This window comes from Streptomyces sp. NPDC001970 (assembly GCF_053594115.1).
Map to the genome: position 1 here is coordinate 93972 of NZ_JBSFDW010000008.1, position 21131 is coordinate 115102.

Consider the following 21131-nt stretch of genomic DNA (forward strand, 5'->3'; position numbering starts at 1 on the left):
GCGGGGACCGTGGGTACTCGCGGACGCGCTACAGCAACGGCCTCAGCCGCGCCCCCGTATCCTCCACGAACCTCACGGCCTCGCCCAGCTCCTTCGGCGAGGCCGCCGCCATGCGCAGGGCTTCGGCCAAATCCGTCCCTGCCACGACCAGTTGGTCCGCGACCGCGAAGAGGCCCGCGTCGGGCATGATCCGCGGCTCGTCCTCCGGGGTCTCGATCCGCTGGGCCCGCAGCGCCAATTCCCTGGCCAGCGCCAGCCCATCGGCCGCCGCGCCACGCTGCAGCCGGCTCTGCGGGGCGGCCCGCAACCGGTCGGCGATCCGCTCCACCGCGGCGGTCAGAGGTGTCGTATCAAGCACGCCGCGACCCTACGCGCCGGTGCGGGACTGTTGCCAATACGCGAACGCTCAGGCACGGTGGCGTGAAGGACCACACGCGCAAAGCGTCCGGAGGCGCCGATGTCCCAAGTCTTCTCCGAAGAGACCCACCGCAATCTGCTCTCCCGCATCCCTCACTGCACCGGTCGTGAAGTGGCCGACTGGCTTCGCACCGTAGAGGAAGGCCCCGCTCTCTTCCGCTTCGAGGAGAAGGTCAGCTGGCTCCGGAGCGAGCACAACCTCGCGTACGGACATGCGAAAGCGATCATCCATGAGTACGACCTGAGGCGGGCGGCGCGAAAGCTGCTCTAGGACGGACGTGCATCCGACAACGGGAAGGGCCCGCCCGGCAGTGCCGGAACGGGCCCTTCGTCGTCAGTCCTCACCGGCACCGACGTCAGTCGTCGCCCTGCAGGATCGACAGCACACGCAGCATCTCCAGGTAGATCCACACCAGGGTCATGGTGAGGCCGAAGGCCGCCAGCCACGACTCCTCGCGCGGAGCGCCGTAGGCGATGCCGTCCTCGACCTGCTTGAAGTCCAGGGCGAGGAAGCAGGCACCGAGGATGATGCCGATGACGCCGAACAGGATGCCGAGGCCACCGCTGCGGAAGCCGAGGCCGTCACCGCCGCCGAAGACGGCGAACAGCAGGTTGACCGCCATCAGCAGCATGAAGCCGATCGCGGCCGCCATCACGAAGCCGTAGAAACGGCGGGTGACGCGGATCCAGCGCATCTTGTACGCGATCAGCACACCGGCGAAGACCGCCATGGTGCCGAGCACGGCCTGGGGGACGACACCGTCCGAGATGTACGTCGAGACGGCGCTGGAGATGACACCGAGGAAGACACCCTCGAACGCGGCATACGCCAGGATCAGCGCGGGCGAGGCCTTGCGCTTGAAGGACTGGACGATCGCCAGCACGAACGCCACCAGCGCGGCGCCGATGGCGATGCCGTAGGACTTGCCGATGTTGGCGGGGTCCACGGGCAGGAGCACCCACGACAGGACGGCCGTGAGCACGACCGTACCGAGCGTCATGGCGGTACGCGCCACGACGTCGTCGATCGTCATCACGCCGGTGCGGGCGGGAGCCTGCGGCGGCGCGCCCACCTGGGCGTCCGACGGTGCGTAGGGGTTCGTGGCGTACGGGTTGCCGGCGCCCTGGGCGTACGGGTCGGCTCCGGCGGCGGGGCTCCCGGCCTGCGGCGCGGTGTTGAAGCCCGCGTGGCCGTTGTCGCGGCTGAACCCCCGTCGCGAGAAGACCGGGTTACTGCTCCTCATCTCACTCCTCCATGGCCACCCTGCGCGGCCTTGACACAAGAGTAATGCGGGGGCAAAGAGATCGGCCTAGTGCTGAGGGAGGATCTTTCCTCGATCGTGACGGTCCGGTCACCCTGACGGCACCCTGAAGACGGCCCTGCGACGCCCGGCGGCCCGGGTTGATTCTCCGACCATGGTCGGAGAATCAAAAGAGGAGCTCATCGCCCAGATGAGGCCGTCGACCGGACGGTCACGGAGTCCGTGGCCGCGCTCCACCACCGCTTCCTCGACCGCGACCGGCCGATCGGCGAGACGCGCGGCGACGAGCCGGCGGCCTCGCTCCTGCAAACCGCTCACAGCGAGCCTGTCGACTGCGGCGCCCTGAAGTTCCAGGACGAAGGCCCCACCCTGATCAAGCGCATGCGGGTCGCCGCCTCCGCCCGTCGTCCGGGGCTCGGCCGCCGCAACCTCCAGCAGACGAACGAAGCCCTCACGGCGGCCGTCGGGCTGCGCGGAGGTCGATGCCTTCAACAACGAGACGCACGCCCACCACTGGACCGAGAAGCCGCTCACTCCCGTACGACCGAGCACCACGCACCGAGCGGCGGAGCCGCCGGCGTCGCGCCACCTCGTCCCGCACCGCTTCGCGTTGGTACTCCTCCGGGTGGTCCGTATGGTGGAACGGAGGACACCCTTCACCACGACCGGTCCACCGGACGCCGTCCGACGTCACCGTCCGCAGTCCCCTCCGACGGGTTGCGACAGGCGGTCTCCGCCACAGCACGAGGACCCCGCGAGAAGGAGGACCGATGCCTCACACCGAGCACGCGGCCCGGCACCTCGACGGCCTGAGGAACGCCCGCTACGGCGAGATCCTGCTCATCACCCCGGACGAGGACGGACATCTCAAGGGGGCCGTCTACAACACGCTCGGCCTCAACGACTGTCCACCGGAGCAGTGGAACGCGCTCGATCCCCCAGCCCTCGCGGAGCGGTTCCAGGTCCCCCTGGTCTTCCTGAACGGGCCCCGCTTCTGGGTGGTGGACGAGATCAAGGCGTTCAAGGTGGGGGAGGTCGCCGAGTTCGACGGTCTGGCGGCCCGGCTGGTGGCCGAGGTCCGCATCCCCCCGGAGCAGCTCGACCCGACCGGGGCCACGTCCAAGCAGCACTACGTCGACACCACGGTCGAGCGGGACACGGAATACGTCCTGTCCGCCGACAGGCCCGCCTACGCCCTGGTCGCTCCGGGCGACCGCACCTACGTCATGCAGACGTACGCCCATCTGGTGGACGACAGCCTGACCCTGGACTCCCTGCCCACGCTCGGCGAGCGGCTGAGCCTCCCGCAGGGCTGGCAGTACCGGCCCTTCGTCCCGGAGGACGATCTGGTCGTCCGCACGGTCGGCGGCGAGGCCCACGTCGTGCAGGACGACCTGCAGAACACGTACATGCTCCTCGCGCGCTGACGGTGGAAGCGGCCCTCTGCCGAACACATCTGTCCAGGCCGGAATTGCCATCCGCCGCGACCGGTCTGCGGCGTCGGCGGCCGGCCCCCTGCGGTGGGCGGAAAGGCGTGCCCGGAGCCGGACCCGAACCGGAGCGGAACCGCAGGTCTTCGGTGGTCATGGTGGGTGACGCCTCTTCCGCCATTTCCGTCGCCCGGCCACGATGGTCACTCCTGTCGAGGAGCAGAGCATGGCAAGGCAACCGGGGTTGGCGGGACACGTCGATACGCGCCGCTGTCCTGCGGGTCGCTCCGGCGGCCCGGGTCAGAGCGGCGGGAAGACAGCCTTGTCGAGTATGGCCATCAGCTCGGTCCGGGCCTCCGGAGTGGCCTCGCCCACGCATGCCGTCCCGGTGAGCACGGCGTTCGGGTGCCGGGGGCCCACTGCCCGCTGCACGATGTACATCTTGGTCCCGGACAGGGAGCGGCAGCCGGGGGAGACATCGACCGGTTGCGCCGCGGTGTGGCGCTCGGCCTTGGCCGCTGCCGCGGGGTCGTCCTCGATCTGGAAGGCCACGAGGGCTCCGGCATCGGGCCCGGACACGGGCAGGCAGGCTGGGTCGGTCCAGTCGCCGACCCGGAAGTCGGGACAGGATCTCTGCGGCATGGCGAGCGGGTTGACGGAGATGAACCGCACCGATGAGGCCCCGTCGCGCTGTGATGGGACGGTGAGCTGGCTCCAGTGGGGCGGAACAGGCAACTCCAGGCCGTAGAGGAGGTTCTGCAGGCTCGGAGTCCCCGGCGACAATGTCGGCGTGGCCGGGGGGCCGGCGACATCGGCGGTCCGGCCCGGGCCCAGATGCTGCGGCACGAAAACGGCCGCCAGCAGCGCCAGCGGCACGGCGGTCGCCGCGGTCCGCAGCCGACGGGTACGGCGGAACCGGTTGCGTACCCCTGCCATCCGGTCGGGCGGTGCCGGGAGATCCACTGGACGATCCAGCAGTACCGCTCGCAGCAGCTCGACCTCCGGCCCGTGCTCATCCTGACCGATGTTCACCTGATCACCTCCGCAGACCGACGGGATTCGGCAGAGTGCCGCGCAGCGTACGCAAGGCCTTGGCCGCCTGGCTCTTGACCGTTCCGGCGGAGCAGTTCAGCAGCGCCGCGGTCTCCTCCACGCTGCGGTCCTCCAGGTACCGCAGCACCACCACGGCCCGCTGCCGGGCCGGCAGGCGCCGCAGCGCCTGCCGCACCGTACGTTCCAGATCCACCTCCCCGTACCGGTCCCGCGGCACCGCGAACTCGGGAAGCGACGCGTGCGGCACCTCCCCCCGCCAGCGCCGCCGCCACCAGGAGGCGTGCACGTTCATCATCACCCGCCGCACGTAGGCCTCGGGTTGCTCGTCGCGGATGCGCCGCCACTTGGGCCAGCTCCTGGCCAGGGCCGTCTGCAGCAGGTCCTCGGCGAGGTGCCGGTCGCCGGTGAGCAGCCAGGCCGAGCGGAGCAGCCGCGGTCCGCACTGGGCCACGAACTCCTCGAACTCCGTCCAACCGCTCCGCATGCCGTCCTCGTACCGTCCGTCTATGTGCGCCGGGTGCTCTCACGCAACCTGAACCAGTTCGCACACCAGAGACGTTGCCCGACGTGGCACACATCACAGAGTTCCGAAGCTCGGCGTCCGCTTCGACAGTCGACCCCCACAGCGGTTCCACCGACTGGTCGGTGGGATCCCAGGCCCTCTCCTCACCGGTGACGCCGCTGTGACATCCGTCCCCTGCGCACACACCTGCCAGGTCTCGTTGAATGAGCGGGACCTGTGTCTTCCGGTCTCGCGGCTCCCCCCTTGGACTGCGGGCGGTGAGGTGTTCCTGGAAGTCCATCGCATTCACCGAATCGAGGTGTTGCGGCAGCCACCCGGGCGGAGGGCTGTGGACCGGGCCTCGTGCGTGGCGGGTGCCTCGTGCGTGGCGGGTCATGAGGGTGCCCGCAGTGCGTCCACGGGCTCCATGCGGGCGGCGCGCAGTGAGGGGTAGAGGCCCGCGAGGAGTCCGACGAGGGCGCCGGCCACCGGGGCACCGAGGGCGAGGCGCAGGTCCAGTACCGGGGTCCATTCCTTGACGCCGGCCACGCAGACCACGACGACGATGCCGAGGGCCGCGCCGATGACTCCGCCGAGGAGGCCGATCGTGGTCGACTCCGCGAGGAACTGGCCGGCCACCTGGCGTCTGGACGCGCCGAGGGCCCGCCGGAGCCCGATCTCGCCGATGCGTTCCATCACCGTGACGAGGGTGACGTTGGCGATGCCGATGGCACCGACGATGAGGGAGACGAGCCCGAGCACCAGGAACAGCCCGTTGACGTCGCCCTGGACGCCCTTCCTGGCCTTGGACAGGTCGGGCGGTGAGACCACGGTGAGACCGTCCTCGTGTCCGGGCGAGAGGGCGATCGGCGCCTGCCGGGCGACCTGCCCGGCCGCGCCGAGGGAGGTGTTGACCAGTACCTGGGTCACGTTCGCCAGGCCCATCCGGTCCGCCGCCGTGGTCGGCGGCAGGATCACCGACGTGGACAGGCGGTGCTCGCGCTGGAAGCCGCCGAGCACGCCGATCACGGTGAACGACTGGCCTTGGAAAAAGACGGCGGGCGCGTCCCGGACATCACCGATGCCGAGCAGCCGGGCCGCCTGGTCCCCGAGGACCGCCACCCGGTCGTGGCGGGCGATGTCGCCCGCGTCGTAGAAGCGGCCGGTGACCATCGTGCCGCGGACCGCCGCGGGCAGGTTCGGGCCGGCCGCGACGACGGCCAGGGTCTGTGAGGTCAGCTCCCCGGGCGCGACCACGTCGTTGGCCCGTACCTGTACGTTCGCGGTGCCGTCGGAGCCGGCGAGCGCCTCGGCCGACACGACTCCGGCGAGGCGCTCGACCGCTCCGACGCCCGACCAGTCCACCAGCGGGGGGTCGTCCGAGCCCGGCCGCGGGGACGGCACCGTGACGCTCACCGAGGTGGCGGTGAGGGCGTCGAACCGGCCCACGATCTGGTTCGCCGCCGTCGATGCCACGCCGATCGTGATCACCAGGGTGCCGATGCCGAGCACGGTGCCCAGCGTCGTCAGTACCGAGCGCACCGGGCGGGCGAGCACTCCGGCCAGCGCCTCCGACCACAGGTCGCGAGGGTCGATCCGCGGGCGTTCGGGCTGGTCGCGGCGGCGCGACCGGCGGTGTTCGGCGCGGTGGCGTCGCGTGGCCCGGGCTTCCGGCGGCTGTCCCGCGTCCACACCGTCCATGGGGTGTTCGGGCCACACGGGTTGGTGCTCGATGCCCGGCGCGGTCGGCTGCGCCCCCGGGTCCTCGACGGAACGGGTACGACTCCTCATGCGCTCTCCTGACTGAGCCGGCCGTCACGGATCCGTACCCGCCGGCTCGCGCGCCGGCTGACGGAGTCGTCGTGGGTGATCACCAGCAGCGTCATGCCCTGGGACTGCAGCTCGTCGAAGAGCGCCAGCACCGACTCGGTGTTCTCGCTGTCGAGGTTGCCGGTCGGCTCGTCGCACAGGAGCAGGGCCGGCTCGCCCATCAGGGCACGGGCGATGGCCACCCGCTGCCGCTCGCCGCCGGACAGCCGACCGGGCAGGAAGCCGAGGCGGTGCCCGAGGCCGACCCGTGCAAGGGTCTCCCGGGCACGCTCGGCCCGGGTGCGGCGCCCGCGGCCCGGCCGGGGGGCCCGGTACGTCTCGGCGAGCATGACGTTCTCGTCCACGGTCCGGTACGGCAGCAGGTGGAAGGACTGGAAGACGAAACCGATACGGCTTCCGCGCAGCGCGGTGCGCTCCAGGTCGCCGAGGGCGTTGGTCAGCACGCCGTCGAGCCAGTAGCTCCCCGACGTGGGCTGGTCCAGCAGGCCCAGGGTGTTGAGGAGCGTGGACTTCCCCGACCCCGAGGGGCCGACGATCGACAGATGCTCCCCTCGGTGGACCGTCAGGTCCACGTCGCGCAGTGCGTGCACGGGCGGGTCGGAGTCGAAGGTCCGGCCGACCGCGCGGAGTTCGATCACGGTGTCCGCGTCCGGCGGTTCCTCTGGCGTGACCGCCGCCGCGGGCCGTCGCCTCACTGGCCGACCACCACCTGGTCACCCTCGTCCAGCGAACCGCCGTCCGGGGTCACCTCGACGAGGCCGGCGGCGGCGAGCCCGACGGTGACGGGGACGGTGACGGTCCTGCCGTCGCGCCGCACCTGCACCCGGGCCTTCCCGTCGGCGGAGGTGCGGACCGCCGCCACGGGCACCACCAGGACGGATCCCTTGGAGGCGCCCACCTCGATGGTCACCTTGGCGACGCCACCCGACTGGTTCCTGAGCGGTCCGGGGTCGGCTACGGAGATCTCCAACGGCACCGGTGCCGTGGGATCGGCCGGGCCGGATTCGGCGCCGGTCTCGTCGCCCGTTCCGCCGTCGCCTGTCGCGGCGCCGGGCTCGTCGCCGCCGTCAGACCCGGCACCGTCCTTGTCCCCACCCTGGCCGGCAGCGGCACCCACACCGCCGACCCGTGACACGACACCGCGGACTTCGCGGCCGTCCAGCGTCTCGATCCGCGCCTCCATGCCCTTGCGCAGTGCGGCGCTGTCCGCTCCGGGCACCGTGGCCTGCACCACCACGTCGGAGCTCGTCACGGTGGCCACCTCGCCGTCCAGGGAGTCGCCGAGCTTCACCTTGACCTTGTCGACACGGACCGGCAGGTCGGGCAGGAAGACCACCTCACCCGCCGGGACCTTGGTGCCGTACGTGACCCTGAACGCGTTCAGGGCCGCATTGGCCTGGTCCAGTCGCTGCCGGGCGGAGCGCAGCTGGAGGGCCTCGGCTTCGGCGGACGGGGCGGACGCCGTACCGCCGTCGCCCCCGCCCGACTGCACCTGAACCAGCTCCAGCTGGGCCGTCGACACCGCCGACTCCAGATCGGCGCGCTGCTGCCGGTCGGCGACGCTGGGGCTCTGCGGCTCGTAGCCCTTGCTCTCGTACCAGCGGCCCACCGCAGCCGCAGTGCCCTCCCGGTAGTTCCCGCTCACGGCACCCGGGTCGTGGCCGATCCTGCGCAAGGCGCTCTGCAACTGCCGGACGTCGTCGCCCGAACCGCCCGGACCGAGGGAGCGGTACATCGGCACCGAGCCGCGCAGCACGAACACCGGGCGGCCGCTGACCTGCATCAGGACACTGCCCTCGTCGAGGGTCTGCCCCTCGGTCGGCAGCTTGGTGACCCGTTGGGCGGTCTCGTCGTCCCCGGAGGAGCCCACGGGACCTGACAGCGAGATGCCCTGCGGTGCCCCGAACTTCACCTCACCCTGGGCCACCACGGTCGCGGTCAGCTTCTGCCGCGCCACCGCGACCGTCACCGGGCCGGCCTTCGGCGGCTGGTGCGCGGCCGCGGCATCAGCGGGGGACTGCATCTGCATACCGGTGAACCAGCCGCCCGTGCCGACCACGGCCACCACGCCGACGATGATGGCAACCTGCCTGCTGCGGCGCGCCGGACCGCTCCGGAGGCGGCTCATCCGCCCACTCCGACGAAGGGGTTCTTGGCCAGCTTCGGGAAGTACGCGGCCCGGAACTCCTTGCCGCACTCCAGATCCTTCAGGGCGATATTGATCTCCTGGGCGAGCTTGGCCCTCGCGGTCTCCTTGTCCCCCCTGTCCCAGCCGTCCGCCAGTGCCGGGTTGTTCACCTGGAACTTCACCATGTCCCCGATGGAGGTCGGCTGCGTGGTGGTGACGGCGATCCCCTCACTGCGGAGGCAGGACGCGAATTCCTGCGCCAGCGACACCAGCTGCGGGTCCCCGTCCAGGGCCTGCTGCGCCGCGCGATCCTTCTCCGCGGCGGCGGCGCTTTCACGTTCGAGTTCGGCCTTGGACTTCTCCGGCCCGTAAGCCTTCACCCGCGCGTCCTTGTAGCAGCCCGGGAGCTCCGTCTTCTTTCCGTTCACGAGTGCCGCGCCGCCCAATTCCTTTTCGTAGGCCTGCCGCTGTGCCGGGGAGAGCGCGTCCCGATACGCCTGGTCGGGATTCGGCTCCACCTCCGGGCCGGTGACGTTGGGGTCGTTCGGGTAGACAACCGGGGCGTAGGCGACGCCGTACCCGTACTTCCCCCGGTACTCCTTCGTTGCGTCGTAGTCCTGACCGTCGATCGGGAGCTGCGTGACCTCGTCGTCCTCCACGTGCGGTGTGTAGGTGAAGCCCTTCGCCCGCATGCAGGCGGCGAGGGCGTTCTGGTACACGTACTGCTTTTTGGTCTCCTCATCCGCGTCCTGAGGAATCGTCAGCACGCCGTTCTTGGCGGCTGCCGTGGCAGAGGCGCCGCCGGCGGAGGAGGCCGCCTCGGGGCCGACGGAGTTGTTGCCGCCCTGGGAGCACCCGGCGAGCGCCAGCACACCGGCCACAGCGGCAACCGGCAGGGCACTACGCATCTTGAGAAGGGGAGTCACATCGTTCCATCGTGTCGATCGGACATGGCCGTGGGGGCGAAACACCCCGTCGACTTCCTCAACCCGGTGGACCCCCGCTCAGGGCAGAGCCTCCGAGCCAGATGTGACATACGTCACTGATTGGGGTTCGCGGTGCAGGGCGCGGCGCGCGGGCACCTCCTCCGGCAGGAGGAAGCTCATGTCCTCATCGTCCTCGTCCTCGTCGTCGAGGTAAGGAAGGTTCGCCACGTCGCACGGGTTCGGGCGCGCAGCGGAGGTTCCTCGAGCGTCGCTTCGCGGAGGATGCTCGACAGCAGGCCGTGGAGATTCTTGAGCGTCTTCGGGCTCATGTCCTTGTGTGTCGAACCGCGCCACACCTTCGTGACGGCCATGGTCGACCCAGGCGCTCACCGTGGCTCGGGGAAGTGCTCCACAGACCTGACGTCGCCGTACGCGAGGCCGGCAGGATGCAGGTCTCCAGCTCCTTCATGATCGCGTCGTGGTACCGGGCCTCCACACCGGTGCGATTCCTCACGGACTCCCGCGCATACGTCGCGAACACGAACCACTCGTCGTCGCCGGCCGTCGGGTCGATGTGCCCCTTGCCCTTCACCCAGCCGGACCGCCACTGCTGTCCGTGGTCGTCGACGGCCCCTCTGAAGACCTCCGCCGAGACCTCATCGTCGAACCGCTCCGACTGCGGCGCTCCCGTACGGGCCCCACCGTGGATGCAGTCTGGTGCCCGGAGCCGGACTTGAACCGGCACGGCCCGAAGGCCAGCGAGGTTTAAGCTCGCCGTGTCTGCATTCCACCATCCGGGCTTGGCGCGCGGCTCTGCGTTGGCACATGAGCCTATCCGGGCAGATCCCTCGAACAGCGGAACACCGACCCGATGTTGTCTTATTTTATTGACTCCTGAGGGTATGTCAGCCCAGGTAACCGGCAGTTTCCACCTGCCCTGGACCGGCCCTCGCGGGCCCGGCCCCGTACCCGGGAATGACGGAAAGTCGCCGCCCCGCCGCCGCCCCGTCCCCGCGCCGGGGACACCGGCGGCACCCCGAGGGCATCCGGGGGACGCCGTCATACCAAAGGAGGACGGACGGGCCGCGCCGTCAGACCCGAGAGGGCCCCGGGAACGGGCTCCGGGACGGACGATCCGGCGCCTGGCGGGCAGCACGATGGGGTGGTCCCCGAAGAACGCCGTGACAGGAGAGTCGTCTCGTGACCACCACCCCCATCGCCCACCGCGCCACCTCGGTGGCCGCCCGCGCCATGGATCTGTCCAAGGTCTACGGACAGGGCGAGACCCAGGTGGTCGCCCTCGACCGGGTCACCGTGGACTTCCGGCAGGGCGAGTTCACCGCGATCATGGGGCCCTCGGGCTCCGGCAAGTCCACGCTGATGCACTGCGTGGCCGGTCTCGACAGCTTCAGCAGCGGCTCCGTGCGGATCGGGGAGACCGAGCTGGGTTCGCTCAAGGACAAGCAGCTGACGCAGCTGCGCCGCGACAAGATCGGATTCATCTTCCAGGCGTTCAACCTGCTGCCGACCCTGACGGCGCTCGAGAACATCACGCTGCCCATGGACATCGCGGGCCGCAAGCCCGACAAGCAGTGGCTGCAGCAGGTCATCGACATGGTCGGACTGTCCGCGCGGCTCAGCCACCGGCCGGCCCAGCTGTCCGGCGGTCAGCAGCAGCGCGTCGCCGTCGCCCGTGCACTCGCCTCGCAGCCCGAGATCATCTTCGGTGACGAGCCGACCGGAAACCTGGACTCCCGCTCCGGCGCCGAGGTCCTGGGCTTCCTGCGCAACTCGGTACGGGAGCTGGGCCAGACCGTCGTCATGGTGACGCACGACCCCGTGGCGGCCTCCTACGCGGACCGCGTCATCTTCCTCGCGGACGGCCGGATCGTGGACGAGATGCTCGCCCCCACGGCTGACGGCGTACTGGACCGCATGAAGGCGTTCGACGCCAAGGGCCGCACCAGCTGAGCCCCGGCTCCCCACACGACTTCCACCTCAGGAATCACTGACACCATGTTCCGAACCGCCCTGCGCAACGTGCTCGCGCACAAGGCCAGGCTGCTGATGACCGTACTCGCCGTGATGCTCGGCGTGGCGTTCGTCTCCGGCACCCTGGTCTTCACCGACACCCTCTCCCACGCGTTCCGCAACCAGTCCGCGAAGAGCTACGACAACGTCGCCGTCGCCGTCACCTCGTACGCCGACGAGAACGACCCCAAGGCCGAACCCGGTCTCTCCCAGCAGACCCTCGACAAGCTGAGCAGGCTCGACGGCGTCGGCGCCGCGTACGGCCGCGTCGACGGCTTCGCCGGGGTCGCCGACCCCGACGGCAAGCTCATCGGCGTCGGCTGGTCCAACAAGGGCTCCAACTTCGCCCCCGGCAAGGACGGCAAGGACCCCGCCTACACGTTCACCGACGGCTCGGGCCCGCTGAAGGCCGATCAGATCGCCCTCGACGAGGCCTCCGCGGCCAAGGGCGAGTACCGGGTCGGCGACCGCGTGCGGGTCGCGACCAACGGGCCGGTGCGGGAGTTCACCCTCAGCGGCATCTTCACCACCAAGGACGGCGCCGTGAACGCCGGCGGCAGCCTGGTGCTCTTCGACACCGCCGTCGCCCAGAAGCAGTACCTCAAGCCCGGCTACTACCGGGACATCAGCCTCACCGCCGCCCCCGGCGCCGACGACGCGAAGATCCTCGACGCGGTCGAGCCGCTGCTGCCGGACATCGCCGAGGCCAGGACCGGCCAGGCGATCGCGGACGAGCAGGCACGGGACATCGAGGAGGGCCTCGGCGCCCTGAAGCAGATGCTCCTGGGCTTCGCCGCCATCGCTCTCTTCGTCGGCGTCTTCCTGATCTCCAACACCTTCACCATGCTGGTCGCCCAGCGCACCAGGGAACTCGCCCTGATGCGTGCCGTCGGTGCGTCCCGCAAGCAGATCACCCGCTCCGTGCTGATCGAGGCCGCGGTGGTCGGCGCGGTCGCCTCGGTGATCGGCTTCGTCCTCGGCATCGGTCTGGCGATCGGGCTGCGCTCGGGCATGGCCGCCTTCGACATGAAGGTGCCGGGCGGGCCGCTGGTCCTGTCGGCGACGCCGGTGCTCGCCGCGCTCGGCGTGGGCGTGCTGATCACGATGTTCGCCGCCTGGCTGCCGGGCCGCAGGGCCGCGAAGATCCCGCCGGTGGCGGCGATGAACAGCGTGCACGCGGTGGCCACCACCAAGTCGCTGGTGCTGCGCAACTCCATCGGTGCGGTCATCACCGGGCTCGGGGCGGCCGGAATCGTGGCGGGCGCGTCCGTCGCGGGCGACGACGGCCGGATCCTCATCGGGGCGGGCGCGTTCTTCTCGCTGATCGGCGTCATCATCCTGATCCCACTGCTGTCCCGGCCCGTCATCGCGCTGGTGCGTCCGCTGCTCGTCGGCCCCTTCGGGATCTCCGGCAAGCTGGCCGGCCAGAACGCGGTCCGCAATCCGCGCCGTACCGGCGCCACCGCATCCGCCCTGGCGATCGGGCTGACCCTGGTCACCGGTCTGTCGGTGCTCGGCGTCACGGTCGGCAGGGCCGTCGACAAGATGACCACGGACAACATCAAGGCCGACTACATGGTCTCGATGGCGAACGGCGGGGCCCTCGACCAGTCCGCACTGACGGCGCTGGAGAAGGCCGACGGCGTCACGGCGGTCTCGCCGCAGCAGGCCGTCCACTTCGAGCTCGAGAAGGACGACTTCGTGTCGGCGTCGGCGGTCACGCCGGGCGCCATCGAGCAGGTCCTGAACGTCGAGACCGTCAGCGGCAGCCTCGACACGCTGGCCAAGGGGCGGATCGCGGTCGCCGAGAAGACGGCGAAGGGCAAGGGCTGGAAGGTCGGCGACAGCGTCCCCGTCACCTTCAGCGACGACAAGAAGGGCACCCTGACGGTCGGCGCGGTCTTCAAGGACAGCGAGTTCCTCTCGCCCGTCCTCGTCGACACGAAGGTGGTGAACCCCCACCAGGTGAAGCCGTTCATCCCGCAGATCTACGTGAAGACGGACGGCGGTCAGACCCTGGCGAACGAGAAGGCGCTGATCGATGCCCTCGGCGACAACCCGGCCATCACGGTGATGGACCGGCAGGACATCCGCGACCAGTTCGGCGGCTTCATCAACATCGCGCTGAACATCATGTACGGCCTGCTCGCGATGGCCCTGATCATCGCGGTCCTCGGTGTGGTCAACACCCTCGCGATGTCGGTCTTCGAACGTCAGCACGAAATTGGCATGCTGCGCGCGATCGGTCTCGACCGGCGCCGGGTGAAGCGGATGGTCCGCCTGGAGGCCGTGGTCATCTCGGTCTTCGGAGCGCTGGTCGGCGTCGGCCTCGGCTCGTTCCTCGGCTGGGCGATCGGCGAGACCTTCAGGTCGAGCATCCCGGGCTATGCGCTGGTCCTGCCCTGGGACCGGATCACCCTCTTCCTGGTGGTGGCCGCGCTGGTGGGCGTACTGGCCGCGATGTGGCCGGCCCGCAGCGCCGCGAGGCTGAACATGCTGAACGCGATCAAGACCGAGTAGCCGCGGTCCGACGTGGAAGGGCCGGGCTCCCCCGTGGCGGGGAAGCCCGGCCCTTCCGCTTCGCGTCCGGATCAGCGGCGCTCGGGCTCACTCCAGCTGCGCGCCCGCAGCGGCATCCCTGATACGCCTCCCTCGGGTGTCCTCACCGCCAGGATCTGGTTGACCCCGATCCTGTTCCGCTCGAAGGACACGGCGGACGCGGCCATGTACAGCCGCCAGACCCGCGCCCGCCCGGGCGAGACCTGGCGCAGCGCCCGCTGCCAGCCGGACTCCAGATTGGTCACCCACGCCCGCAGCGTGCGGGCGTAGTGCTCGCGGATCGACTCGACGTCCCGCGCCTCGAAACCGGCCTCCTCCAGGATCGACAGGGTCCTGCCGAGCGGCGCCAGCTCCCCGTCCGGGAAGACGTACGCGTCGATGAAGTCGTCCACGCGGTAGGCCTCTTCGTCCGGCGCGGGGCGGCGGGCGATCTGATGGTTCAGCAGCCGGCCGCCGGGCCTCAGGAGCCCGTACAGGACATCGGCGTACTCCCGGTAGCGCTCGGAGCCGACGTGCTCGGCCATACCGATGGACGAGATCGCGTCGTACGGCCCGTCCTTGACGTCCCGGTAGTCCTGGACGCGGAGCTCGACACGGTCGGTCAGGCCCTCCTCGGCGACGCGCTTACGGGCGTACGCGGCCTGCTCGCGCGACAGCGTGATGCCGGTGACCTGGGCGCCGTACTCCTTGGCCGCGTGGATCGCCATCGAGCCCCAGCCGCAGCCCACGTCCAGCAGCCGGTCGCCCTCCTTCAGCGCGAGCTTGCGGCAGACGAGGTCGAGCTTGTCGCGCTGGGCGTCCTCCAGTGTCCCGCCGTCCCCGCCGTCCTGGTCGTCCCCGTCGTCCCAGTAGGCGCACGAGTAGACCATGGACGGGCCGAGCACCAGCTCGTAGAAGTCGTTGCCCACGTCGTAGTGGTGACTGATCGCCTGCCGGTCGCGGCCCCTGGTGTGCAGGGGGCCCTGACGCCTGCGGACCTCCTCGGCAGGCGGAGGCAGCGGCAGCCAGGCCCGGGGCCCGGCCAGCTCGAGCAGCTCCTTCGCCGCGGCGCGCAGCCGTGGATCGCGTACCGGATGGAAGCCGGGGCCCTCGTCGGGGCCACGGTCCCAGAGCAGCCCGGCGATCCGGTCGAGGGCCTCGTACAGATCCCCGTCGACGTCGATCTCCCCGGCCACCCAGCTGCGGGCGAGACCGAGTTCACCGGGCTTCCAGATCATCCGGCGCAGGGCGCGCCGGTGGCGGACGACGAGGACGGGAGCATCGGCAGGTCCTGCTTCGCTCCCGTCCCAGGCGCGGATACGGACCGGGGGCGGCGCCCCCAGCAGGGTCTCGGCGAGAGTGGTGAGCCGCGATGCGGCATCGGCCATGGCGCACACCTCCGTGATGACGGTTTCCGGAAATGCCCAACACCACGTAAACACCGTCGGCGTTTCGATGCAGTCCCCTGAGCACGCAAATGGACGGCAAAATAGATGTCTTCACCATGTTTCCCGGCGAACGGGAACGCCGAAGGGGCCGCCCGCACCACGGATGGCGGACGGCCCCTTCGGGGACTTCGGGTACTGCGGAGTGCTACGGCCGTGCCGGCCGGGTCAGGAGGCCTTGGCCTTCTCCGGCGCGGACGTGGCCACCGCCGGGGCCGGCTTGGCGGCCTCGTAGAACTCCTCGCGCGGCGACTCCATCGCGCCGAGCGAGACGACCTCGCGCTTGAGGAACATCGCGAGCGTCCAGTCGGCGAAGACGCGGATCTTGCGGTTCCAGGTCGGCATGGCCATGCCGTGGTAGCCACGGTGCATGTACCAGGCGAGCCGGCCCTTGAGCTTGATCTTGACGTTGCCCATGACGATCATCGCGACGCCCTTGTGCAGGCCGAGACCGGCGACCGCACCCTTGTTCGCGTGCTCGTAGTTCTTCTGCGGGAAGCCGCGCATCCCTGAGATGACGTTGTCGCCGAGGAGCTTGGCCTGGCGCAGCGCGTGCTGGGCGTTCGGCGGGCACCAGGCGTTCTCGACGCCGGCCTTGCGCGCCGCGAGGTCCGGCACCTGGGCGTTGTCGCCGGCGGCCCAGATGTAGTCGGTGCCCTGGACCTGGAGGGTCGCCTGGGTGTCCACGTGGCCGCGGGGGCCGAGCGGCAGGCCGTAACGGGCCAGCGCCGGGTTCGGCTTCACGCCGGCGGTCCACACGATGGTGTTGGAGTCGACCTCCAGGCCGTTCTTGAGCACCACGTGGCCGTCGACGCAGGAGTCCATGGAGGTGTTGAGGTAGATCTCGACACCCCGGCCCTCGAGGTGCGCCTTGCCGTACTTGCCGAGCTTCGGGCCGACCTCGGGAAGGATCTTGTCCGCGGCGTCGACGAGTATGAAGCGCATGTCCTCGCGCTTGATGCTCCTGTAGTACTTGACCGCGTCGCGGGCCAGGTCCTCGACCTCACCGATGGTCTCCGCGCCGGCGAAGCCGCCGCCCACGAAGACGAAGGTCAGCGCCTTGCGGCGGACCTCCTCGTCGGTCGTCGAGTCGGCCTTGTCGAGCTGCTCGAGGACGTGGTTGCGCAGGCCGATGGCCTCCTCGATGCCCTTCATACCGATGCCCTGCTCGGCGAGGCCGGGGATCGGGAAGGTGCGGGAGACCGCGCCGAGCGCGATCACCAGGTAGTCGAAAGGCAGCTCGTAGGCCTCGCCGACGAGCGGCGCGACCGTGGCGACCTTGCGGTCCTGGTCGATGGTGGTGACCCGGCCGGTGAGTACCTCTGCCTTGGGCAGCACGCGTCGCAGCGGGACGACGACGTGCCGCGGCGAGATGCTGCCGGCGGCGGCTTCGGGGAGGAAGGGCTGGTACGTCATGTACGACCGCGGGTCGACGACCGTGACGGTCGCCTCCCCGTACCGCATCTTCTTCAGAATGCGACGAGCTGCGTACAGGCCTACGTACCCACCGCCTACTACGAGGATCCTGGGACGCTCCGTGGTGCTCATGCCATCGAGTATCCACCCCGCCGGAGGGGGTCGCTCGTGAGCCCCTTCACAAGCACTCTCGGACCTTCTGCTACACTCCGCCGCCCACGTGACCGAGGTCATGGCAGGCCAGGGGAACCACGGTGTAACGGAGGACGTTGCCAAGGCCGCCTGAGCTGGCCCCATCCCATGCGCGCAAGGTGAACCACCGCCCCGCTTCATGTGTACGTAACACGTCCGGCACATGCCGGACCGTGGGCCCACAGGCGGAGTTGGGCACAAAAAGAGGCCCGGAGGGCCGTCGAAGGACACATTCGACGGCCAACCGGGCCCCTTTCCTTGTGAAGAACTTCACGAAGTTTTTCGCGGCGGGATGCCGAGGCGGCGGCGCTAGGCGATCGACCAGGCGATTCCATCCAGAATGTCGTGTTCGCTCACCACGACCTCGGCGATGCCGATGCGCTCCATGATCTCCTGCAGGACCAGCGCCCCGGCGCCGATCACGTCCACCCGACCGGGGTGGATCACGGGGATCGCGGCACGCTCGTCGTGCGTGGAGGAGAGGAGCCGGCGGGTCACCTCGGCCACCTGCTCGCGGGAGATCCGGGAGTGATGGATGGCGGTGGAGTCGTACCGCTCCAGGCCCAGCGCGATCGCGGCGACGGTCGTCACCGAACCGGCCAGGCCGACGAGCGTCTGCGCCTCGCGGATCGGCACGGTCTCTCCGGCGAGGTCGAGCGCGGCGGCGATGTCGGCCCGCACGGCGGCGACCTCGGCGGCGGTCGGCGGATCGCTGCGGAAGTGCCGCTCGGTCAGCCGTACGCAGCCGATGTCCACGGAGCGGGCGGCCTCCACGTGGTCGTGGCCGACGACGAACTCCGTCGAGCCGCCGCCGATGTCCACGACCAGGCGCTCCTCGTGGCCGGGCAGCTCCTTGGTGGCGCCGGTGAAGGAGAACTCGGCCTCCTGGTCGCCGCTGATCACCTCGGGCTCGACGCCCAGGATGTCGAGGACGCCCCGGACGAAGTCGTCCCTGTTCTCGGCGTCGCGCGAGGCGGAGGTGGCGACGAAGCGGACCCTCTCGGCGCCGTACCCCTTGATCGCCTCGGCGTACTCGCGGCAGGCGGCGAAGGTGCGCTCCAGCGCCTCGGGCGCGAGGCGGCCGGTGCGGTCGACGCCCTGGCCGAGACGGACGATGGTCATCCGGCGGTCGAGCTCGGCCAGTTCGCCGGTGGCAGGGTCGGCGTCGGCGACGAGCAGGCGGATGGAGTTGGTGCCGCAGTCGACGGCGGCGACGCGGGTCATGGGGGCTCCTTGGGATTCCGAGCCCGTCCGGCGATTACGGACGGGCACACGGCCCACCGGGCGGTACCGGGGGTCTGGGGCAGCGCCACGGGAGGGGGCGAGGGGGGACTTCTCAGGCTTCGTCCGCGTCCGGCGCGACACAAGGGCCCTTCGCCCACCACTCCGGGAGCATCGCGATCGCCTCGTCGCCGAGGGGGTTCACTCCCGGTCCCGCCGCCAGCGAGTGGCCGACCAGGACGTGGAGGCACTTCACGCGGTCCGGCATGCCACCCGCGCTCGGGAAGCCCTTCAGCTCCTCGATCGCGTCGCGCCGCGCGATGTAGTCCTCGTGCGCCGCCCGGTACGCCGCCGCCAGCTCGGGGTCGGCCTGAAGGCGCTCGGTCATCTCCTTCATGACCCCGTTCGCCTCCAGGGTGCCGATCGCGGACGCCGCCCGCGGGCAGGTCAGGTAGTACAGCGTCGGGAACGGCGTGCCGTCCTCCAGCCGCGGGGCCGTCTCGACCACGTCGGGGTTGCCGCAGGGGCAGCGGTGGGCGATCGCCCGCAGACCGCGCGGCGGCCGGCCCAGCTGGGCCTCGAACGCCGTGATGTCCGCCTCGGTGGGCGGGGTGTGCTCCGTCGTGGGAGGGGGCGTGTCCATATATATGTGTCCGTACGTCTCTTCGTTCGTTTTCGTGACTTCGCTAGCGGCCCGCGTCCGCGTGGTCGACGCCGTCCCATACGTTCGAGTACCAGGGACGGGCGGCGCCGCCGTCCTCGGCGCGGGGCTGCCGGCCGGCCCGCGGGTCGATCACGGTGTAGCCCGTCTCGCCCGGCAGGACCATGTGCAGATGCTCGCGCGCCAGACGCATGATGTACGCGTCGTCCTGCAGCCGCGCCTTCTCGTCGCGCAGCTGCTCCACGCGTACGCGCGCGGCGGCGGCGAGCCGCTCCTGCTCGGCGATGTCGTTCCGCTGCGACACGTACTGCCGCATCGGGTACGCGAGCGCGACGATCAGAGAGCAGACCACCAGCGCGAGGAAGGCCGCCCGGCCGGTGAGCCGGGAGCGGCGGGCCTGGCGGCGGTTCTGCGAGCGGTAGACGCGGGCGGCGGTCTGCTCGCCGAGCAGCCGCAGTCGGGTCGCGGTGGAGAACCGGTCCCGGGCCATGTGCGCGCCTCCCCATTACGTACGTACGTCCCCGCACACGGTACGGGACCGGGTGCGGGGACGTACGGAAGCGGGGGTGTCAGCCCTTGAAGCGCGGGAAGGCGCTGCGGCCCGCGTACACCGCCGCGTCGTCGAGGATCTCCTCGATGCGCAGCAGCTGGTTGTACTTGGCGACGCGCTCGGAACGGGCCGGGGCGCCGGTCTTGATCTGGCCGCAGTTGGTGGCGACGGCCAGGTCGGCGATGGTGACGTCCTCGGTCTCGCCGGAGCGGTGGGACATCATGCACTTGAAGCCGTTGCGCTGGGCCAGCTCGACGGCGTCCAGGGTCTCGGTCAGCGAACCGATCTGGTTGACCTTGACCAGCAGCGCGTTCGCGGCGCCGTCCTCGATGCCACGGGCGAGGCGCTCCGGGTTGGTGACGAACAGGTCGTCGCCGACCAGCTGCACCTTGGCGCCGAGCTTGTCGGTGATGACCTTCCAGCCGGCCCAGTCGTCCTCGAACAGCGGGTCCTCGATCGACACGAGCGGGTACGCGGCGACGAGCTCCTCGTAGTACTCGGTCATCTCGGCGGCGGAGCGCTCCTTGCCCTCGAAGAGGTACTTGCCGTCCTTGTAGAACTCGGAGGCGGCGACGTCGAGCGCGAGGGCGATGTCCTTGCCGGGCGCGTAACCGGCCTGCTTGACGGCCTCGAGGATGAGGTCGAGGGCCTCGCGGTTCGAGTTCAGGTTCGGGGCGAAGCCGCCCTCGTCACCGAGACCGGTGGAGAGACCGCGCTCCTTCAGGACCTTCTTGAGGGTGTGGTAGACCTCGGTGCCCCAGCGCAGCGCCTCGGAGAAGGACTCCGCGCCGATCGGGGCGATCATGAACTCCTGGATGTCCACGTTGGAGTCGGCGTGCGAGCCGCCGTTCAGGATGTTCATCATCGGCACCGGCAGGAGGTGCGCGTTCGGGCCGCCCAGGTAGCGGAAGAGGGGGAGGTCCGAGGCCTCGGAGGCGGCGTGGGCGACGGCCAGCGAGACGCCGAGGATGGCGTTGGCACCGAGGGACGCCTTGTTGTCGGTGGCGTCCAGGTCGAACATCGCCTGGTCGATCAGGCGCTGCTCGGTGGCGTCGTACCCGACGAGCTCGGGGCCGATCTGCTCGATGACGGCGAGGACGGCCTTCTCCACGCCCTTGCCCTGGTAGCGGTTCGGGTCTCCGTCACGGAGCTCAATGGCCTCGAACGCACCGGTGGAGGCGCCGGAGGGCACAGCAGCACGGCCGGTGCTGCCGTCGTCGAGGCCGACCTCGACCTCGACCGTGGGGTTGCCTCGGGAGTCCAGGATTTCCCGGGCTACGACGACGTCGATGGACGGCACGAGCATCTCCTTCTGGGATGTGACGCTGAATGTGACGCAAGCGGTGCAGGGTCGCTTCGGCCTTGCGACATGAGCCTATCCGGCCCGGGGGCATCGGCCGGTCGGTGCCCGCCCCGTGGGACGAAAAAGGGAAGGAAACAGACAGAAACCCCGGCCTGGGGGCACCTCCCGCGCCCGCAGGGCTGCGGGGGAGCGTACGGGGGGAAGGTGCGCCGGGCCGGGGTGGCTG

19 protein-coding genes and 1 tRNA gene are annotated in these 21131 nt (G+C 70.3%); 4 read left to right on the plus strand and 16 right to left on the minus strand.

Going from position 1 to position 21131, the window contains the following annotated elements; genetic code table 11:
- Nucleotides 1–28: 28 nt before the first annotated feature.
- On the minus strand, nt 29–358 hold the full coding sequence (locus ACWCP0_RS12815) for a hypothetical protein (RefSeq protein ID WP_451078845.1): 330 nt from the start codon (nt 356–358) through the stop codon (nt 29–31).
- Nucleotides 359–457: 99 nt separating this feature from the next.
- On the opposite strand from ACWCP0_RS12815, the gene ACWCP0_RS12820 reads away from it, so the two are divergent.
- A complete protein-coding gene (locus ACWCP0_RS12820) occupies nt 458–688 on the plus strand; it encodes a DUF4287 domain-containing protein (RefSeq protein WP_385416680.1) in 231 nt (76 codons plus the stop codon).
- An 85-nt stretch (nt 689–773) separates the two neighbouring features.
- Here the strand turns inward: ACWCP0_RS12820 and ACWCP0_RS12825 are convergent, their stop codons facing one another.
- Nucleotides 774–1661, minus strand: coding sequence for a Bax inhibitor-1/YccA family protein (locus ACWCP0_RS12825; RefSeq protein ID WP_451078846.1), 888 nt, complete (start codon nt 1659–1661; stop codon nt 774–776).
- Between the two features lie 788 nt (nt 1662–2449).
- On the opposite strand from ACWCP0_RS12825, the gene ACWCP0_RS12830 reads away from it, so the two are divergent.
- Nucleotides 2450–3106, plus strand: coding sequence for a hypothetical protein (locus ACWCP0_RS12830; protein WP_451078847.1), 657 nt, complete (start codon nt 2450–2452; stop codon nt 3104–3106).
- A 303-nt stretch (nt 3107–3409) separates the two neighbouring features.
- Here the strand turns inward: ACWCP0_RS12830 and ACWCP0_RS12835 are convergent, their stop codons facing one another.
- The 8 genes from ACWCP0_RS12835 to ACWCP0_RS12870 form a co-directional block, all read right to left on the minus strand.
- Nucleotides 3410–4141, minus strand: coding sequence for a hypothetical protein (locus tag ACWCP0_RS12835; RefSeq protein WP_451078848.1), 732 nt, complete (start codon nt 4139–4141; stop codon nt 3410–3412).
- A 4-nt stretch (nt 4142–4145) separates the two neighbouring features.
- Complete coding sequence (locus ACWCP0_RS12840; protein ID WP_451078849.1) at nt 4146–4646, minus strand: SigE family RNA polymerase sigma factor; 501 nt, start codon at nt 4644–4646, stop codon at nt 4146–4148.
- 411 nt (nt 4647–5057) lie between these two features.
- Nucleotides 5058–6455, minus strand: a complete 1398-nt coding sequence (locus ACWCP0_RS12845; protein ID WP_451078850.1) for an ABC transporter permease — start codon at nt 6453–6455, stop codon at nt 5058–5060.
- Entirely contained in the window at nt 6452–7189 is a 738-nt protein-coding gene (locus ACWCP0_RS12850; RefSeq protein ID WP_451078851.1) for an ABC transporter ATP-binding protein, read from the minus strand. Before ACWCP0_RS12850 ends, ACWCP0_RS12845 begins: the two co-directional genes overlap by 4 nt.
- Nucleotides 7186–8622, minus strand: a complete 1437-nt coding sequence (locus ACWCP0_RS12855; RefSeq protein ID WP_451078852.1) for a peptidoglycan-binding protein — start codon at nt 8620–8622, stop codon at nt 7186–7188. Before ACWCP0_RS12855 ends, ACWCP0_RS12850 begins: the two co-directional genes overlap by 4 nt.
- On the minus strand, nt 8619–9530 hold the full coding sequence (locus tag ACWCP0_RS12860) for a hypothetical protein (protein WP_451078853.1): 912 nt from the start codon (nt 9528–9530) through the stop codon (nt 8619–8621). Before ACWCP0_RS12860 ends, ACWCP0_RS12855 begins: the two co-directional genes overlap by 4 nt.
- 96 nt (nt 9531–9626) lie before the next feature.
- Nucleotides 9627–9776, minus strand: coding sequence for a hypothetical protein (locus tag ACWCP0_RS12865; RefSeq protein ID WP_451078854.1), 150 nt, complete (start codon nt 9774–9776; stop codon nt 9627–9629).
- A gap of 487 nt (nt 9777–10263) precedes the next feature.
- Nucleotides 10264–10348, minus strand: a tRNA-Leu gene (locus ACWCP0_RS12870).
- A gap of 400 nt (nt 10349–10748) precedes the next feature.
- On the opposite strand from ACWCP0_RS12870, the gene ACWCP0_RS12875 reads away from it, so the two are divergent.
- Complete coding sequence (locus ACWCP0_RS12875; RefSeq protein ID WP_451078855.1) at nt 10749–11519, plus strand: ABC transporter ATP-binding protein; 771 nt, start codon at nt 10749–10751, stop codon at nt 11517–11519.
- Between the two features lie 45 nt (nt 11520–11564).
- A complete protein-coding gene (locus ACWCP0_RS12880; protein WP_451078856.1) occupies nt 11565–14099 on the plus strand; it encodes an ABC transporter permease in 2535 nt (844 codons plus the stop codon).
- A gap of 71 nt (nt 14100–14170) precedes the next feature.
- Here ACWCP0_RS12880 and ACWCP0_RS12885 read toward each other — a convergent pair whose 3' ends face one another.
- The 6 genes from ACWCP0_RS12885 to eno all read right to left on the minus strand — a co-directional run bounded on the left by ACWCP0_RS12885 (nt 14171) and on the right by eno (nt 20908).
- Nucleotides 14171–15505 carry a class I SAM-dependent methyltransferase gene (locus ACWCP0_RS12885; protein ID WP_451078857.1) on the minus strand — a complete coding sequence of 445 codons (1335 nt, stop codon included), beginning with the start codon at nt 15503–15505 and terminating at the stop codon, nt 14171–14173.
- Nucleotides 15506–15730: 225 nt separating this feature from the next.
- Nucleotides 15731–17110 (minus strand): NAD(P)/FAD-dependent oxidoreductase, encoded by a 1380-nt coding sequence (locus ACWCP0_RS12890; protein ID WP_451078858.1) that lies wholly within the window; start codon nt 17108–17110, stop codon nt 15731–15733.
- A gap of 369 nt (nt 17111–17479) precedes the next feature.
- Nucleotides 17480–18394 (minus strand): Ppx/GppA phosphatase family protein, encoded by a 915-nt coding sequence (locus ACWCP0_RS12895; protein WP_451078859.1) that lies wholly within the window; start codon nt 18392–18394, stop codon nt 17480–17482.
- A gap of 112 nt (nt 18395–18506) precedes the next feature.
- Nucleotides 18507–19034 (minus strand): DUF501 domain-containing protein, encoded by a 528-nt coding sequence (locus ACWCP0_RS12900; RefSeq protein WP_451078860.1) that lies wholly within the window; start codon nt 19032–19034, stop codon nt 18507–18509.
- Nucleotides 19035–19077: 43 nt separating this feature from the next.
- Nucleotides 19078–19542, minus strand: coding sequence for an FtsB family cell division protein (locus tag ACWCP0_RS12905; protein WP_451078861.1), 465 nt, complete (start codon nt 19540–19542; stop codon nt 19078–19080).
- A 79-nt stretch (nt 19543–19621) separates the two neighbouring features.
- Nucleotides 19622–20908 carry a phosphopyruvate hydratase gene (gene eno, locus ACWCP0_RS12910; RefSeq protein WP_451078862.1) on the minus strand — a complete coding sequence of 429 codons (1287 nt, stop codon included), beginning with the start codon at nt 20906–20908 and terminating at the stop codon, nt 19622–19624.
- Nucleotides 20909–21131: the final 223 nt, after the last annotated feature.

What these genes read in the sequence shown, in the direction of transcription:
- ACWCP0_RS12845 (WP_451078850.1), bottom strand. Translation starts at nt 6,455, where the DNA reads ATGAGGAGTCGTACCCGTTCCGTCGAGGACCCGGGGGCGCAGCCGACC.
- ACWCP0_RS12890 (WP_451078858.1), bottom strand. Translation starts at nt 17,110, where the DNA reads ATGAGCACCACGGAGCGTCCCAGGATCCTCGTAGTAGGCGGTGGGTAC.
- ACWCP0_RS12860 (WP_451078853.1), bottom strand. Translation starts at nt 9,530, where the DNA reads ATGCGTAGTGCCCTGCCGGTTGCCGCTGTGGCCGGTGTGCTGGCGCTC.
- ACWCP0_RS12830 (WP_451078847.1), top strand. Translation starts at nt 2,450, where the DNA reads ATGCCTCACACCGAGCACGCGGCCCGGCACCTCGACGGCCTGAGGAAC.
- eno (WP_451078862.1), bottom strand. Translation starts at nt 20,908, where the DNA reads ATGCTCGTGCCGTCCATCGACGTCGTCGTAGCCCGGGAAATCCTGGAC.
- ACWCP0_RS12880 (WP_451078856.1), top strand. Translation starts at nt 11,565, where the DNA reads ATGTTCCGAACCGCCCTGCGCAACGTGCTCGCGCACAAGGCCAGGCTG.
- ACWCP0_RS12905 (WP_451078861.1), bottom strand. Translation starts at nt 19,542, where the DNA reads ATGGCCCGGGACCGGTTCTCCACCGCGACCCGACTGCGGCTGCTCGGC.
- ACWCP0_RS12840 (WP_451078849.1), bottom strand. Translation starts at nt 4,646, where the DNA reads ATGCGGAGCGGTTGGACGGAGTTCGAGGAGTTCGTGGCCCAGTGCGGA.
- ACWCP0_RS12855 (WP_451078852.1), bottom strand. Translation starts at nt 8,622, where the DNA reads ATGAGCCGCCTCCGGAGCGGTCCGGCGCGCCGCAGCAGGCAGGTTGCC.
- ACWCP0_RS12895 (WP_451078859.1), bottom strand. Translation starts at nt 18,394, where the DNA reads ATGACCCGCGTCGCCGCCGTCGACTGCGGCACCAACTCCATCCGCCTG.
- ACWCP0_RS12825 (WP_451078846.1), bottom strand. Translation starts at nt 1,661, where the DNA reads ATGAGGAGCAGTAACCCGGTCTTCTCGCGACGGGGGTTCAGCCGCGAC.
- ACWCP0_RS12900 (WP_451078860.1), bottom strand. Translation starts at nt 19,034, where the DNA reads ATGGACACGCCCCCTCCCACGACGGAGCACACCCCGCCCACCGAGGCG.
- ACWCP0_RS12885 (WP_451078857.1), bottom strand. Translation starts at nt 15,505, where the DNA reads ATGGCCGATGCCGCATCGCGGCTCACCACTCTCGCCGAGACCCTGCTG.
- ACWCP0_RS12820 (WP_385416680.1), top strand. Translation starts at nt 458, where the DNA reads ATGTCCCAAGTCTTCTCCGAAGAGACCCACCGCAATCTGCTCTCCCGC.